The organism is Rhizobium sp. NZLR10 (genome assembly GCF_019685125.1).
Taxonomy (GTDB): domain Bacteria; phylum Pseudomonadota; class Alphaproteobacteria; order Rhizobiales; family Rhizobiaceae; genus Rhizobium.
Genome location: NZ_JABDWE010000020.1, coordinates 93971 through 108092 on the forward strand (window position 1 = coordinate 93971; position 14122 = coordinate 108092).

General features: G+C 61.7%; 14 protein-coding genes. 11 read left to right on the top strand and 3 right to left on the bottom strand.

The window, feature by feature from the left end:
* The first annotated feature begins 63 nt into the window (after window positions 1–63).
* The 7 genes from gap to HJB82_RS25940 all read left to right on the top strand — a co-directional run bounded on the left by gap (window position 64) and on the right by HJB82_RS25940 (window position 7849).
* Complete coding sequence (gene gap, locus HJB82_RS25910) at window positions 64–1074, top strand: type I glyceraldehyde-3-phosphate dehydrogenase (RefSeq protein ID WP_207581697.1); 1011 nt, start codon at window positions 64–66, stop codon at window positions 1072–1074.
* Between the two features lie 242 nt (window positions 1075–1316).
* Window positions 1317–1631, top strand: a complete 315-nt coding sequence (locus tag HJB82_RS25915; protein ID WP_207581698.1) for a hypothetical protein — start codon at window positions 1317–1319, stop codon at window positions 1629–1631.
* A gap of 176 nt (window positions 1632–1807) precedes the next feature.
* Window positions 1808–1987, top strand: a complete 180-nt coding sequence (locus tag HJB82_RS25920) for a hypothetical protein (RefSeq protein ID WP_221116401.1) — start codon at window positions 1808–1810, stop codon at window positions 1985–1987.
* Window positions 1988–2383: 396 nt separating this feature from the next.
* Window positions 2384–4258 carry a potassium/proton antiporter gene (locus HJB82_RS25925; protein ID WP_207581700.1) on the top strand — a complete coding sequence of 625 codons (1875 nt, stop codon included), beginning with the start codon at window positions 2384–2386 and terminating at the stop codon, window positions 4256–4258.
* 69 nt (window positions 4259–4327) lie between these two features.
* Window positions 4328–5530: a phosphoglycerate kinase gene (locus tag HJB82_RS25930; protein WP_207581701.1), complete on the top strand. Its 1203-nt coding sequence runs from the start codon at window positions 4328–4330 to the stop codon at window positions 5528–5530.
* Between the two features lie 224 nt (window positions 5531–5754).
* Window positions 5755–6780 carry a class I fructose-bisphosphate aldolase gene (locus HJB82_RS25935; RefSeq protein ID WP_207581702.1) on the top strand — a complete coding sequence of 342 codons (1026 nt, stop codon included), beginning with the start codon at window positions 5755–5757 and terminating at the stop codon, window positions 6778–6780.
* Window positions 6781–6925: 145 nt separating this feature from the next.
* Window positions 6926–7849, top strand: coding sequence for a PhzF family phenazine biosynthesis protein (locus HJB82_RS25940; protein ID WP_207581703.1), 924 nt, complete (start codon window positions 6926–6928; stop codon window positions 7847–7849).
* A gap of 44 nt (window positions 7850–7893) precedes the next feature.
* On the opposite strand, the gene HJB82_RS25945 is transcribed toward HJB82_RS25940, so the two are convergent.
* Window positions 7894–8058, bottom strand: coding sequence for a hypothetical protein (locus HJB82_RS25945; RefSeq protein WP_207581704.1), 165 nt, complete (start codon window positions 8056–8058; stop codon window positions 7894–7896).
* 172 nt (window positions 8059–8230) lie between these two features.
* On the opposite strand from HJB82_RS25945, the gene HJB82_RS25950 reads away from it, so the two are divergent.
* From HJB82_RS25950 to HJB82_RS25960, 3 genes are all read left to right on the top strand, one after another.
* Window positions 8231–9529 carry an MFS transporter gene (locus HJB82_RS25950; protein ID WP_207581705.1) on the top strand — a complete coding sequence of 433 codons (1299 nt, stop codon included), beginning with the start codon at window positions 8231–8233 and terminating at the stop codon, window positions 9527–9529.
* 145 nt (window positions 9530–9674) lie between these two features.
* Window positions 9675–9866, top strand: a complete 192-nt coding sequence (locus HJB82_RS25955) for a DUF1192 domain-containing protein (protein WP_221116403.1) — start codon at window positions 9675–9677, stop codon at window positions 9864–9866.
* A 389-nt stretch (window positions 9867–10255) separates the two neighbouring features.
* A complete protein-coding gene (locus tag HJB82_RS25960) occupies window positions 10256–10771 on the top strand; it encodes a DUF1465 family protein (protein WP_003542804.1) in 516 nt (171 codons plus the stop codon).
* A 143-nt stretch (window positions 10772–10914) separates the two neighbouring features.
* On the opposite strand, the gene rpmE is transcribed toward HJB82_RS25960, so the two are convergent.
* Window positions 10915–11136 (bottom strand): 50S ribosomal protein L31, encoded by a 222-nt coding sequence (gene rpmE, locus HJB82_RS25965; protein ID WP_003542805.1) that lies wholly within the window; start codon window positions 11134–11136, stop codon window positions 10915–10917.
* A gap of 193 nt (window positions 11137–11329) precedes the next feature.
* On the opposite strand from rpmE, the gene HJB82_RS25970 reads away from it, so the two are divergent.
* Window positions 11330–13132: an ABC transporter transmembrane domain-containing protein gene (locus HJB82_RS25970; RefSeq protein WP_221141894.1), complete on the top strand. Its 1803-nt coding sequence runs from the start codon at window positions 11330–11332 to the stop codon at window positions 13130–13132.
* A 37-nt stretch (window positions 13133–13169) separates the two neighbouring features.
* Here the strand turns inward: HJB82_RS25970 and HJB82_RS25975 are convergent, their stop codons facing one another.
* Window positions 13170–14072, bottom strand: a complete 903-nt coding sequence (locus tag HJB82_RS25975) for a LysR family transcriptional regulator (protein WP_221116405.1) — start codon at window positions 14070–14072, stop codon at window positions 13170–13172.
* Window positions 14073–14122 lie beyond the last annotated feature (50 nt).

Below are 14122 nucleotides of genomic sequence, written 5' to 3' on the forward strand. Positions count from 1 at the left end.
TCTCCATCTCCTCAATTCCAGGCCCGGCTGTATCGGGCCCTACTCTATCGGGAGTGAATGAACATGACAGTCAAGGTTGCCATCAACGGCTTCGGCCGCATTGGCCGCAACGTCCTTCGCGCCATCGTCGAATCCGGCCGCACCGACATCGAAGTCGTCGCCATCAACGACCTCGGCCCCGTCGAAACCAATGCCCACCTGCTACGCTACGACTCGATCCACGGTCGCTTCCCGGCCACCGTGAAAGTCGAGGGTGACTCGATCATCGTCGGCAACGGCAAGCCGATCAAGGTCACCGCCATCAAGGATCCGGCGACACTTCCGCACCGCGAACTCGGCGTCGACATCGCGATGGAATGCACCGGCATCTTCACCTCCCGTGACAAGGCTGCCGCCCACCTGACGGCCGGCGCCAAGCGCGTCATCGTTTCGGCACCTGCAGACGGCGCCGATCTGACTGTCGTCTTCGGCGTCAATCATGACCAGCTCACCAAGGAGCACATGGTCATCTCCAACGCGTCCTGCACGACAAACTGCCTGGTGCCGGTTGTAAAGATCCTCGACGACGCCGTCGGCATCGACCACGGCTTCATGACGACGATCCACTCCTACACCGGCGACCAGCCGACGCTCGACACGATGCACAAGGACCTGTATCGCGCCCGCGCCGCCGCTCTTTCGATGATCCCGACCTCGACAGGCGCTGCCAAGGCAGTCGGCCTCGTTCTGCCGCATCTGAAGGGCAAGCTCGACGGCACCTCGATCCGCGTTCCGACCCCTAACGTTTCCGTCGTCGACTTCAAGTTCGTCGCCAAGAAGGCCACCAGCGTTGGCGAAATCAACGAAGCCATCATGGCTGCCGCAAATGGCAAGCTGAAGGGCGTCCTCGGCTACACCGACGAGCCGCTCGTCTCCCGTGACTTCAACCACGACAGCCACTCCTCGATCTTAGCAACCGATCAGACTAAAGTCATGGAAGGTAATTTCGTGCGCGTCCTGTCCTGGTACGACAATGAATGGGGCTTCTCCAGCCGCATGTCCGACACGGCTGTTGCGTTTGCCAAGCTCATCTGAGCGCTCTTAAGGCATCGACATGCAAGCGGCCCGGGAAACCGGGCCGCTTTTTGTTGCCATGCCGCAAACGAAACCAACCTTTCCGCACTGGTATCTTTTCGTCCATTGCAGAGATGAGATCTGTTAGGATAACTCGCCTGGACATTCCAAAATGCCCAGTTTCCTCGCGCCGCATCGGCCACCGGCCAGGCGCGGAACACCAATACCGTGCGGCAGCAGTGTCGCTGATATGAGAGAGATGGATGGATTACTTTACCGTAGAAATCGCCGGCCGTGCCGTTGCCAGCTTTCGCTCCGAAAATCACGAGGAAGCGACCCATTTCTTCGAGGCGGAAGACTTTCGTGACGATCTGACCATCCTGGAATCCGAAGGCAAACCCCTGTGGGACCGTAAAGCGGTGCTCAGCCTGCGCAAGGCAACCGCCGAGGAGGCCAGCGAAGTCGAGCACGCCTATGAATTCGACGATGATCCGGAACGGACCATCGAGGACGAGTTCGTCGTTTTCCTGGTCCCGGTCGCGGATCTGACCGACGTGGGCGAGGACTCAGAAGACTGACCGACGATCTGCATCGTTTTCCGATTTCGAAAGCCACACCGAAGCGACGGGTTCGGTGTGGCGTTGCCGTCCGCAGGCAAGGATTGATCACTTGGCAATCCGCTGGCAAAGCGTGATAGATTGCCGAGATGCATAGCGCCGCGCAATGGCGAAGATAATCCAAGTGGAGGCGATTAATGGCAGAGGCACAAAAACGCTTGTCCCACACCGCGCTCAAGCGGCGGCAGCGGTTTCACCGCAAGCGGGACGTCCGACCTGCGGTGCTTGCAAAGGCCAATCGCCTGGTTATCTGGGTCGCCGCGTTCATCGGTCTCTCGTTTCTCGCCATCGTCATTTTTCAGGCGGTGTTGGGATAGCAGAGCAGCGGCCCCGCTCTCTGCATGCGCGCCTGCAATCCCTTTTCCCATCATTGAGAAGGCAGACGCACCGCGTGAACGCAAAAACGTGGCTTGGCCTGTTGTCGTTCGCAGATACCGGCAGGAAAAATCCGTGCCTGTCTCTTTTGCCCTGCTCTCGCCTGAATTTCCGATACATTCCTTATAGACAATTTCTCCCGTAGCATTCCGTGTCGGTTGGCCGTCCGGCAGCCGTTCAGTAGCATGATGCAGCGTCGCGACGAGGTTAAGCCGCAAGGCCTACCCTTCTCTGACGTTTTGCCGTTTACTGGACCGCCGCGGGTGAGGAGGGGTTGGAGTAAGGCGGATCGGCCGGGGCGGCTGTATTCGTCAAGCAGTCGATGGAAAGGGGTGGGCATGGAAGCGTTTTATATCGTGGTGCTGGTCTCGACGGCGCTCGTGCTTCTTGCCGCTTTTTCGAGCCTGCTTGCCTTCCGCTTCGGCGCCCCCCTGCTGCTGCTTTTCCTCATGATCGGCCTTGCCGCCGGCGTCGACGGGCTCGGCATTGAGTTCAGCAACAATTACCTCGCCTATATTCTCGGCTCTATCGCGCTGGCCGTCATCCTGTTTGATTCCGGCTTTGGCACGCCGATGCAGGCCTTCCGCCTGGCGGCCGTTCCCTCGCTGGCACTCGCGTCGGTCGGCGTGCTGATTACCGCCTCGCTCTTTGCCTTCGCGGCGATGTGGCTTTTGAACTTCACCTGGCTGGAAGGTCTGCTGCTCGGCTCGATCGTCGCATCGACGGATGCCGCCGCCGTCTTCTTCCTGCTGCGCATTGGCGGCATCAACATCCGCGACAAGGTGCGCTCAACGCTGGAGGTCGAATCCGGCACCAACGACCCGATGGCGATCTTCCTCACCATCGCCCTTGTCGAGGTGCTGGCGAGCGGCGAGCGTTCCGCCGGCATCAATATCGGCATGCTCGCCATGTTCGTGCAGCAGATGGGCCTCGGCGTCATCCTCGGCCTGCTCGGCGGCATGATGATCGTGCTGATCGTCAGTAAGCTGGACACCGATCGCGGCCTGACGCCGATCTTCGTGCTGGCGCTTGCCCTTCTCGTCTTCTCCTTCACCGGCGCGGTCGGCGGCAGCGGCTTCCTCGCCGTCTATGTCGCCGGCATTTACGCCGGAAACCGCAAGATGCAGGCGATCGGCACCATCAAACGCTTCCAGGACGGCATGACCTGGCTGGCGCAGATCATCATGTTCCTGGTGCTCGGCCTGCTTGCGACGCCGTCGCAATTCCCGGTCATCATCGTGCCCGCCATTCTGCTTGCCCTCTTCCTGACCTTTGTCGCCCGGCCGTTGGCGGTCTGGCTGTCGCTGCTCCCGTTTGATTACACGCAGCAGGAAATCGGCTTCGTTGCCTGGGTCGGCCTGCGTGGCGCCGTCTCCATTCTGCTTGCCATCATGCCCATCCTCGGCGGGCTTGAGAACGGACAAATCTATTTCAACACGGCCTTCATTATTGTGCTGGTCTCGCTGCTCCTCCAGGGCTGGACGATCAAGCCCGTCGCCAAGAAGCTCGGCCTGATCATTCCGCCGCGCATCGGTGCCGTCGATAAGGTCGAGGTCGACCTGCCGGGCGCGGCCAACCACGAACTGCTCTCCTACCGCGTCATCAAGGATAGTCCAGTGCTGCGTGGCGAACGCATCCCGCGTTGGGCGACGCCTTCGCTGGTGATCCGCGACGGCAAGTCGATGCGCTACCAATATGCCGGGCGGCTGCGCGAGAACGATCTCGTCTACCTCTTCATCGTGCCGAGCTACTCCCGCCTGCTCGACCGGCTCTTCGCCAGCCGTGCGCCAGTGGATGAGGACGATGCCGATTTTTTCGGAGCCTTCGCGCTCTCACCTGCCCGCCCCGCCGCCGATCTCGACGCCGCCTATGGCCCCGGCCTGCTCAACGAAACGGAAAAGGGCCTGACGATCGCCGAATTGATGCGTCAGCGCCTCGGCGGTAAGGCCGATTATGCCGACCGCGTCCGTCTCGGCTCCATCATTCTCATCGTCCGCGATCTCGACGAGCACGACCACATCACCTCCGTCGGAATGTCGCTCGAAGCGGTCGAACCAGCGATCACGCTGCCAATCTTCATCAATCTCAAGGACATCATCCAACGCATCCGCGACCGGCTGAAAGGGCGCCGAAGCCGCGAAACCGCCGCCTCCGAAATCGCGGCGAAAGCACCGCCCCGACGTGACGAAGGCACACGCGAAAACGGCCGTTGAACGCCTTGCGTCTCAAATGATCCTTGCTATGGTCGCCGCAACTTCCGCCAACCAAGACTGGATTTCCCCATGCCTTCTTTCAAGACCCTCGACGATCTTTCCGACATCCGCGGCAAGCGCGTTCTCGTCCGCGTCGATCTCAATGTCCCGGTCAAGGATGGCAAGGTCACCGATACGACGCGCATCGAGCGTGTGGCGCCGACGATCCTCGAACTGTCCGAGAAGGGCGCCAAGGTGATCCTGCTTGCTCATTTCGGCCGGCCGAAGGACGGCCCTTCGCCGGACCTGTCGCTGTCGCTGATCGCCCCTTCGGTCGAGGAAGTGCTCGATCATGCCGTGCTGACGGCGTCCGATTGCATCGGCGAGGCGGCCGCCTCCGCCGTCGCGGCGATGAATGACGGCGATATCCTGCTTCTGGAAAACACCCGCTTCCACAAGGGCGAAGAAAAGAACGACCCCGACTTCACCAAGTCGCTTGCTGCCAACGGCGACATCTATGTCAACGACGCCTTCTCCGCCGCCCACCGCGCCCATGCCTCGACCGAGGGCCTCGCCCACCACCTGCCGGCCTATGCCGGCCGCACCATGCAGGCCGAACTGGTGGCGCTGGAAAAGGGTCTGGGTGATCCCGCCCGCCCTGTCGTCGCGATCGTCGGCGGCGCCAAGGTCTCGACCAAGATCGACCTCCTGATGAACCTCGTGAAGAAGGTCGATGCGCTCGTCATCGGCGGCGGCATGGCCAATACTTTCATCGCCGCCCGCGGCACCAATGTCGGCAAGTCGCTCTGCGAACATGATCTCGCCGAAACCGCCAAGCAGATCATGATCGAGGCCGCGACCGCCGGCTGCGCCATCATCCTGCCGGAAGACGGCGTGATTGCCCGGGAGTTCAAGGCGGGTGCCGCCAATGAGACAGTCGATATCAACGCCATTCCCGCTGATGCCATGGTGCTCGATGTCGGGCCGAAATCCGTCGAGGCCATCAACGCCTGGATCGAGCGCGCTTCGACTCTCGTCTGGAACGGCCCCCTCGGCGCCTTCGAGATCGAGCCCTTCGATGCCGCCACGGTCGCTGCCGCGAAATACGCCGCGGAGCGCACTGCAGCCGGCAAGCTCACCTCCGTTGCCGGCGGCGGCGACACCGTCTCGGCGCTGAACCATGCCGGCGTTGCCGGCGCGTTCACCTATGTCTCCACAGCCGGTGGCGCTTTCCTCGAATGGATGGAGGGCAAGGAGCTTCCCGGCGTCGCCGTCCTCAACGCCGCCAGATAGTCACAAGCCGATTCGACTGGTTTTACATGTGGATAGACCGCGGCGGCGAGAGCGCCTTCCGCGGTCTTTTGCTCAGCCGGTGGAAAAAATCCCAGATATTCAAACGATTGAATTGATTTCAATCGTTTCAATGACTTAGCCTTCCATTTTCCTCACTATCAACTTCTGTTATCGCCGTCCTATATTCTTAAATCGCCGATGTTTAATGCTGTGGAGAGAACGAGATGAGCGAACGACTGGAAGACATTGCAGTGCAGATGGTTGCAGGCGGCCGGGGACTGCTTGCGGCAGATGAATCGACCTCCACCATCAAGAAGCGTTTCGACACCATCAACCTGGAATCGACCGAAACCAGCCGTCGTGACTACAGGGAGATGCTCTTCCGCTCCGACGAGGCGATGAAGAAATATATCTCCGGCGTCATCCTCTTCGAAGAGACCCTTTTCCAGAAGGCCGCGGACGGCACGCCTTTCGTCGACATCATTCGCGCTGCAGGTGCCATTCCCGGCATCAAGGTCGACACCGGCGCCAAGCCGATGGCGAAATATCCTGCGGAAACCATCACCGAAGGCCTCGATGGCCTCGGCGAACGCCTTGCCCGCTATTATGAAGCCGGCGCCCGCTTCGCCAAGTGGCGCGGTGTCATCGCCATCTCGTCGACATTGCCGACCCGCGGTTCCGTCCGCGCCAACGCTCAGGCGCTTGCTCGTTATGCCGCACTCTGCCAGGAGGCCGGGATCGTTCCGATCGTCGAGCCGGAATGCCTGATGGACGGAAAACCGGGCGACCACACGATCGACCGCTGCGCCGAAGTCACCGAATCGACGCTGCGCATCGTTTTTGAGGAACTGGCCGATGCCCGCGTCAACCTCGAAGGCATGATCCTGAAGCCAAACATGGTCATCGACGGCAAGAACGCCCGCAAGGCCTCGGTCGCGGAAGTTGCCGAGCGCACGGTCAAGGTTCTGAAGGCGACCGTTCCGCCCGCCGTCCCCGGCATCGCCTTCCTGTCGGGCGGCCAGACGACCGAAGAAGCGACGGCGCATCTTTCCGCCATCAATTCCAGTGCCGACCTGCCCTGGCTCGTCACCTTCTCCTACGGCCGCGCCCTGCAGGACAGCGCCCTCAAGGCCTGGAACGGCAAGCCTGAGAACGTCGCCGCCGGCCAGCGCGAATTCACCCACCGTGCCGAGATGAACAGCCTCGCGGCCAAGGGCAGCTGGAAGAAGGACCTCGAAAAGGCAGCTTGATTTTTTCAGCAGCCTTAACTCCGATAAAGAAGGGGCGACAACACCATGTTGCCGCCCCTTCCTGCATTGTCACGGCGACAAGAAAGCGGCTCGCCTCGCCGCAAGATCGTGCTTATCCATAGCGGCAACTGCAGCAGGAGCCGCCATGGACACCCTCTCCTACGTCACCGTCGATGTCTTCACCTCCACCCGCTTCGAGGGCAATCCGCTTGCCGTCATCTCCGATGCGCGCGGCCTGACCGACGCGGCGATGCAGAAGATCGCCACCGAGTTCAACTATTCCGAAGTCACCTTCGTCCTGCCGCCCGAAGACCCTGAGAATTCCGCCCGCGTGCGCATCTTCACCCCGACGATGGAAGTGCCTTTCGCCGGCCATCCGAATGTCGGCACCGCTTATGTGCTCGGCCAGCGGACGGAGATCTTCGGCAAGCCGGTCGGCGAGAAGCTGCGCTTCGAGGAAAAGGCCGGCATCGTCGAAGTCAGCCTGAAACGCAACAACGGACGGATCGAGGCCACCGCCATCCGCGCGCCGCAGCCGTTGGCGATCGGCGAGACCATTGCCGAAGAAACCATCGCCGGCTGCGTCTCGCTCGAACCCGGCGTCGTCGTCAGCACCGTCCACGCCCCGGTCTTTGCGTCCGTCGGGCTGAACTTCGCCGTCGCCGAGTTGGATGGGCTCGAAGCGCTGGCCGCCGCCCGCCCGAACCTTACCGGTTTCCAGGCGGCTGCCGGCCGGCAGACGACGAGCGGCCACGACTTCTCGCTCTTCCTCTATGTCCGCGCATCCGACGATCCGTGGACTATCCGCGCCCGCATGTTCGCACCGCTCGACAATGTGCCCGAAGATCCGGCAACCGGCAGCGCTTCGGCCGCACTCGGCGCCTATCTCGTTTCGCTTGCGCCGGCCGCCGATATGAACGTCCGCATCACCGTCGAACAGGGCGTCGAAATGGGCCGCCGCAGCGTCATCACCCTCGATGTCGTGAAATCGGGCGGCATCGTCACCGATGTCGTCATCTCGGGACGCTGCGTTTCCGTCATGCGTGGAGAAATTATTCTGCAGGACTAGCGACCGCAGTTTGGGCCGTGCCTCCGGTTCATGTGATCGAGGGGTTACATCAGGAAGTCGCGCGAAAGCAATGCCAATGCCCAGACGGCGAAAGCGATCAGCGCGATCTTCCAGAAATCCATCCGCCGCCTGAGGCCGGGAAACCCGAGCGGCTTGATCACCTGTATCGCCATGGCAAGGATGAGCAGCAAGGCTATCAGCTTTGTCATGCTTTATTTTTTCCATTTTTCGGAATGTCACAGGACGGACATTTTTCCGCGCGAACACAGGATCTCCACACGCCGTAAAGACATTCCGGGGCACAATCAATCATCTTGAGGCTGGCTGACGCAGGTCCTGCCTTATGTCTATTTCAAAATCACTGAGACCGAGTCTGGGGAAATGAAGAGAAACCTTCTGTCCGTCGCCGCGCTGCTTTTTGGCACGCTCTTCCTTTTCATGGGCAACGGCCTGCAGGGCATCCTGCTTCCCGTGCGCGGCAATCTCGAAGGCTATGCCACGACGACACTTGGCCTGCTTGGCACCTCATGGGCCGGAGGCTTCGTCATCGGCTGCCTAGTGGCGCCGAAGCTGGTGCGCCGCGTCGGCCATGTGCGCGCCTTCTCCGGCTTTATCTCGATCATCGCCATCATCGCCCTGGTCAGCGGTATCCTCATCCATCCGGTCTGGTGGGTCGTCTTGCGCGCCGTCACCGGCTTCTCCACGGCGGGCACCTCGATGATCATCGAAAGCTGGCTGAACGAGCGCGCCAGCAACGAAAGCCGCGGCGCGATCTTCTCGCTCTATATCGGCATCACGCTGCTCGGCGTCGTCGGCGGCCAGATGATGATCCCGCTCGAGGATGTGCGCACGCCGGTGCTGTTCATGATCTGCGGCATCTTCTATTGCATTGCCATGCTGCCGACGACGCTTTCGACCGCCGCTTCGCCGCAGCCGCTGAAGGCGGTGCGCCTCGACCTGCCGGCGCTCTATCGCAATTCGCCGGTCTCCTGCCTCGGCATTCTGCTCGTCGGCATCGCCAACGGCGCCTACGGTACGCTCGGCGCCGTCTTCGGCGCAGGCGCCGGGCTCTCCGACACCAGCATCGCCATCATGATGAGCTCCACCATCTTCGCCGGCGCCGTGATGCAGCTGCCGGCCGGCCGGCTTTCCGATCGCATCGACCGGCGCTATGTGCTCGCTGCCATGTCCGGGGTCGCCGCCCTTGCCGGCTTGCTGATCTTTTTGCTCCACCCGACGTCGCCCGCCTTGCTGATTGGGCTCGTGGTCCTTTACGGCGCGGTGGCCAATACGCTCTATCCGATCGCCGTCGCCCACGCGAACGACTTCGCGGCATCGGAGGATTTCGTCAAGGTCTCCGGTGGACTGCTGCTGCTCTACGGCATCGGCACGGTAATCGGCCCGACGATCGGCGGTCCCGTCATGTCGGTGATCACTCCGCATGCGCTTTTCCTCGTCACCGCCATCGCCCACGTGCTGATCACCGTTTACGCGATCATCCGGAGCCGCATCCGCGCCGCCGTCCCGGCCAGCGATCGTGACGCCTACACGACGATCCCGACCGGCACCTCGCCGATGCTGACACCGCAAAGCATGTCGCTTGCCGATCGCGGCGCTGGCAAACCGCCTGAAACCGGGAAGTCTCCCGAAAGCGGTGATCCCGCTGTAAAGTTCGGCTAATGCAGGTCGCCCGAAAGGGTGCAGCGGTTCCGGCATAGCGACACGCATAAAAACAGAGTTGAGGATGAATTCAGGCCGGATCGGCCTAAATTCCGATTCCGTAACTTTTCGGCAGGATGCTTCAGGCAGCAACGGAGGAGAACCCATGAGCTTCATCGATGACGACCGGCCGCAGAAGAAGACCGCCCACGAGATCGGCGCCGATCTCTCCATGCTTTCGGTGGACGAACTGAACGCGCGGGTGGATTTGCTGAAGGCGGAGATCGCCCGTCTCGAGGCCGAAGCCGCCCGCAAGGCTTCCGGGCGGCAGGCGGCGGAAAGCTTTTTCCGCTCGTAGTCCGATAAAACTCCGAAAATCAAGGCTGTAGGCGGATAAACGAGTTCGCCTCAAGTCTTACTTCGGCACAATGTTAATAAATTATTAAGCTTTATAAGGTATTACTGTACTCATCCGGATTTTCTCTGGATCTCAGACAGTTTTCCAAGCGGTGAATTGGTCTGATTTTTCTCCCTGTTTTACCTTGAGAGCCGCTTTTGCGGCTCTTCTTTTTCCTCTGGCCTGCGCTTCTCCACGAAACTGTGGAGATTAACCCTTTCTTAAGAAACGGCTTGCGCATTTGGGCTAATGATACCATCTTAAAGTCATAAAGACCGGGCTCGGAAACTTTTCCGTCGGTGCCCGCGTTACCTGAATATATGTAGCTGCGTGCAACAGGGACTATTGCGATGTCGGAAGTTGGATTGAACACGATCAGTTTTGCAGGTCGCGCCGCTGCATCCTCGCAGTTCAAGGCACTTTATGCGGAAGGCATGTCGCTGGTCGAAGAGACTGCCGCCTATCTGGATGGCCAGGGCCGCGCCGCTTCCAAGGTTCTGCCGCGGATGGCTTCAGTTCTCTACGCCGCAGAATCGATGCGTCTCACCACCCGCCTCATGCAGATGGCCTCCTGGCTGCTGTTGCAGCGCGCCGTCAACAATGGCGAAATGTCTCGCGACCAGGTGCTGGCCGAAAAGAACAAGGTTCGTCTCGATGGCTTCAACGTCGACCGCGCCGCGCCGGGCTGGGGCGACCTGCCGGAATCCTTCCGCGACCTCGTTGAGCGCTCGCTGCGTCTGCAGAACCGTATCGCCTTGCTCGACCGCGAGATCTACCGCCCGTCCGAAGCTGTGATCGTTCATGACAATCAGAACAGCGTCCAGGCCCAGCTTTCCCTACTCCAGACCGCCTTCGGCAACAACTGACCGTATCTGCGAGAATTCGATAAAAACCGGCCGCGTCTGCGGCCGGTTTTTATTTGCTTGCTAACTCAGCTATTTCCGAACATCGAGAACGCAAAAAAGCCCGGCAAAACCGGGCTCTCTTCAATTCCATCGAGCAAAAGCGATTAGAGGCCGAGGCCGCCGAAACGCTTGTTGAACTTGGAGACGCGGCCACCGCGGTCCATGAGCTGCTGGTTGCCGCCGGTCCAGGCCGGATGCGACTTGGAATCGATTTCGAGGTTCATGACAGCACCCTCCGAACCCCAGGTCGAGCGGGTTTCGTATTCGGTGCCATCGGTCATGACCACCTTGATCATGTGATATTCGGGATGGATGCCTGCCTTCATAACAATCTTCCTGCGCTACCGGAGTTCAATTTGCCGCATGCAGTTGCGGCCAAAGAACCGATTGAATAAATGAAGCCGCAGTCATGATGGCTACGGCTTCCCATTAGGATGCGGTGCCTATACATGAAGGACGCCTAGATAACAAGAGCCAGCAGGCCGCATTGAGCGGGTCCTGCGGGCGATCGGAGACGAGTTGGCAGAGCAGGCACGGGCTGAGGAAAACAAGAGGCGGTCGCTACGGCCGCTCGGCAGGCTGACGCCCTACGTCATACGGTATCGCGGCCTGGTGGCTGGCGCGTTGATGTCCTTGGCGCTTGCCGCCATCACCTCGCTGGCGCTGCCGCTCGCCGTGCGTCGCATGATCGACCATGGCTTCACCCAGTCCGACGGTCGGTTCATCAACAGCTACTTCGCCATGCTGATGATCATGGCTGTCGTGCTCGCGGTCGCAAGCGCGTTGCGCTATTATTTCGTCATCACCATCGGCGAGCGCATTGTCGCCGATCTTCGCCGCGATGTCTTTTCCCATGTGACGAGGCTGTCGCCCTCTTTCTTCGACGTCAACCAGTCCGGCGAAATCGTTTCGCGCCTGACCGCCGATACGACGCAGATCAAATCCGCCGTCGGCGCCACAGCCTCGGTGGCGCTCAGAAATCTCATCCTTTGTCTCGGCGCGATGGGCATGATGATCGTCACTTCGCCGAAGCTTTCCAGCCTTGTCATCGGAGCGATCCCGCTGATCGTCTTCCCGCTCGTCGCCTTCGGCCGCTCGGTGCGCAAGCGCTCACGCGCTGCCCAGGATACGCTTGCCGGTGCCTCCGCCTTCGCCAACGAGACGATCGCCGCGACCCGCACTGTCCAGGCCTTCAACGGCGAAGATGCCGCAGCGACGCGCTACGGCACCGCCGTCGAATCCGCCTACGAGGCTGCCCGCGCCGCCATCCGCTCGCGCGCGTTGCTGACCGGGATCGCCATCACGCTGATCTTCGGCAGCGTCGTCGCCGTGCTCTGGGTCGGCGCCCACAGCGTGCTCGCCGGGACGCTTTCGGCCGGCACGCTCGGCCAGTTCCTGCTCTATGCCGTCATCTCCGCCGGTTCGCTGGGCGCGCTGTCGGAGGTTTGGGGCGAACTCTCGCAGGCAGCCGGTGCTGCCGACCGGCTGACCGAGCTTCTCGACGAAGTCTCGCCGATCGTCGCCCCCGCCAGCCCGCAGGCTCTTCCTTCGCCCGGCCGTGGCCGCGTCGAATTTGCCGATGTGCACTTTGCCTATCCCTCGCGCCCCGGCAAATCGGCGCTGCATGGGTTGAGCTTCGCCATCACGCCGGGCGAGACGGTCGCCATCGTCGGCCCTTCCGGCGCCGGCAAGAGCACTGTCTTCTCGCTGCTGCTGCGCTTCTACGATCCGCAGCTGGGCAGCGTGAAAATCGACGATGTCGACGCTCAGCTTACGACGCCGGACGAGCTGCGCCAGCGCATTGCCATCGTACCCCAGGATGTCACCATCTTTGCCGCCTCGATCCATGATAACATCGCCTTCGGCCGTCCCGGAGCCTCGCATGACGAGATCCGCGCAGCAGCCCTTGCGGCCCAGGCCGATGAATTCATCACGCGGCTGGATCAGGGTTACCAGACCGAGGTCGGCGAACGTGGCATTACCCTCTCCGGCGGCCAGCGCCAGCGCATCGCCATCGCTCGCGCCATCCTGAAGAACGCGCCGGTGCTGCTGCTCGACGAGGCGACCTCCGCGCTAGACGCCGAAAGCGAGACGCTGGTGCAAAAGGCACTCGACGGCCTGGTGGACGGCCGCACGACGCTCGTCATCGCCCATCGCTTAGCAACCGTATTGAAGGCCGACCGCATCCTCGTCATGGATCAGGGCCGCATCGTCGAGGAGGGCACCCACCAGAGCCTGATCCGCCATGGCGGCATCTATGCGCGGCTGGCGCGGCTGCAATTCGACGCCGCCAACGAGGATGTGCTCGCTGCCACGAAATAGCCACTCGCGTTTTCCGGGCGCATGAACGACTAGCGCCTCACAATCCGGCCGCAATCTCTTGGATGAAGTCCAGAAACGCTCTGACCTTTGCCGGAGGGAGATGGCGCGAGGGCTGATAAGCATAGAGCGGATAAAGCTCCTCCGACCAGTCCGGAAGGATCCGCACCAGTTCACCACGTGCCAGGAAGGGTGCAAGACCCACGGCGAGGCTCTGGAACACCCCCTGGCCCGCCACACAGGCGGACACCGCGACGGAAGGATCATCCAACACCAGCCGGCTGGACATCTTGACCTCGACGAGCTCGCCGCCTCGGTGGAACTCCCACGGAAACGGCAATCCCGTCTGTGGATCGCGGAAGCGGAGCGCCTCGTGGTGGGCGAGATCATAGGGCGACCGCGGTTGGCCATGGCGTTTGAGATAAGCCGGCGCGGCAACCGTCAGGATCGGTGTTTCGAGGAGCTTGCGCACGATGAGCGATGACCCATCCGGTGGCCCGAAGCGCACCGCCACATCGACGCCCGCCATCATCTCCTCCCGGTAGTTGCTGGTGAACAAATCGACCGACAGAAGCGGATAACGCACCAGAAACTGCTGGAGCGTCGCCGCGAGGACCATTCGGGCGAACCAGGGGTCAACGGATACGCGCAGTCGGCCACGCACGACCGCCGCAGCGCCCGCCGCCTCTGCCGCCGCCTCGTCGAGACCGGCAAGGAGCGGCATCACCTGCGCGTGGAAGCGCCGTCCTTCCTCGGTGAGGCTGACCTCGCGCGGGTTGCGGTCGAAGAGGCGGACGCCGACCCGCGCCTCCAGACGCGCCACCGCCCGGCTCACCCCCGACGGCGTGAGGCCGAGCATCTCGGCCGCCCGCGCGAAATTTCCAGCCTCCGTGACAGCCGCAAGGACGCCGACGCCGGTTAGAAGCCGCGTGTCGAAAGCCATTCTATCCCTCCTTGCCAGCGTCGATGTCGGAAGGACGCTTCCCGATATGA

Coding starts and splice junctions, on each gene's coding strand:
- gap (WP_207581697.1), top strand. CDS start 64: ATGACAGTCAAGGTTGCCATCAACGGCTTCGGCCGCATTGGCCGCAAC.
- HJB82_RS25915 (WP_207581698.1), top strand. CDS start 1,317: ATGGATTACTTTACCGTAGAAATCGCCGGCCGTGCCGTTGCCAGCTTT.
- HJB82_RS25920 (WP_221116401.1), top strand. CDS start 1,808: ATGGCAGAGGCACAAAAACGCTTGTCCCACACCGCGCTCAAGCGGCGG.
- HJB82_RS25925 (WP_207581700.1), top strand. CDS start 2,384: ATGGAAGCGTTTTATATCGTGGTGCTGGTCTCGACGGCGCTCGTGCTT.
- HJB82_RS25930 (WP_207581701.1), top strand. CDS start 4,328: ATGCCTTCTTTCAAGACCCTCGACGATCTTTCCGACATCCGCGGCAAG.
- HJB82_RS25935 (WP_207581702.1), top strand. CDS start 5,755: ATGAGCGAACGACTGGAAGACATTGCAGTGCAGATGGTTGCAGGCGGC.
- HJB82_RS25940 (WP_207581703.1), top strand. CDS start 6,926: ATGGACACCCTCTCCTACGTCACCGTCGATGTCTTCACCTCCACCCGC.
- HJB82_RS25945 (WP_207581704.1), bottom strand. CDS start 8,058: ATGACAAAGCTGATAGCCTTGCTGCTCATCCTTGCCATGGCGATACAG.
- HJB82_RS25950 (WP_207581705.1), top strand. CDS start 8,231: ATGAAGAGAAACCTTCTGTCCGTCGCCGCGCTGCTTTTTGGCACGCTC.
- HJB82_RS25955 (WP_221116403.1), top strand. CDS start 9,675: ATGAGCTTCATCGATGACGACCGGCCGCAGAAGAAGACCGCCCACGAG.
- HJB82_RS25960 (WP_003542804.1), top strand. CDS start 10,256: ATGTCGGAAGTTGGATTGAACACGATCAGTTTTGCAGGTCGCGCCGCT.
- rpmE (WP_003542805.1), bottom strand. CDS start 11,136: ATGAAGGCAGGCATCCATCCCGAATATCACATGATCAAGGTGGTCATG.
- HJB82_RS25975 (WP_221116405.1), bottom strand. CDS start 14,072: ATGGCTTTCGACACGCGGCTTCTAACCGGCGTCGGCGTCCTTGCGGCT.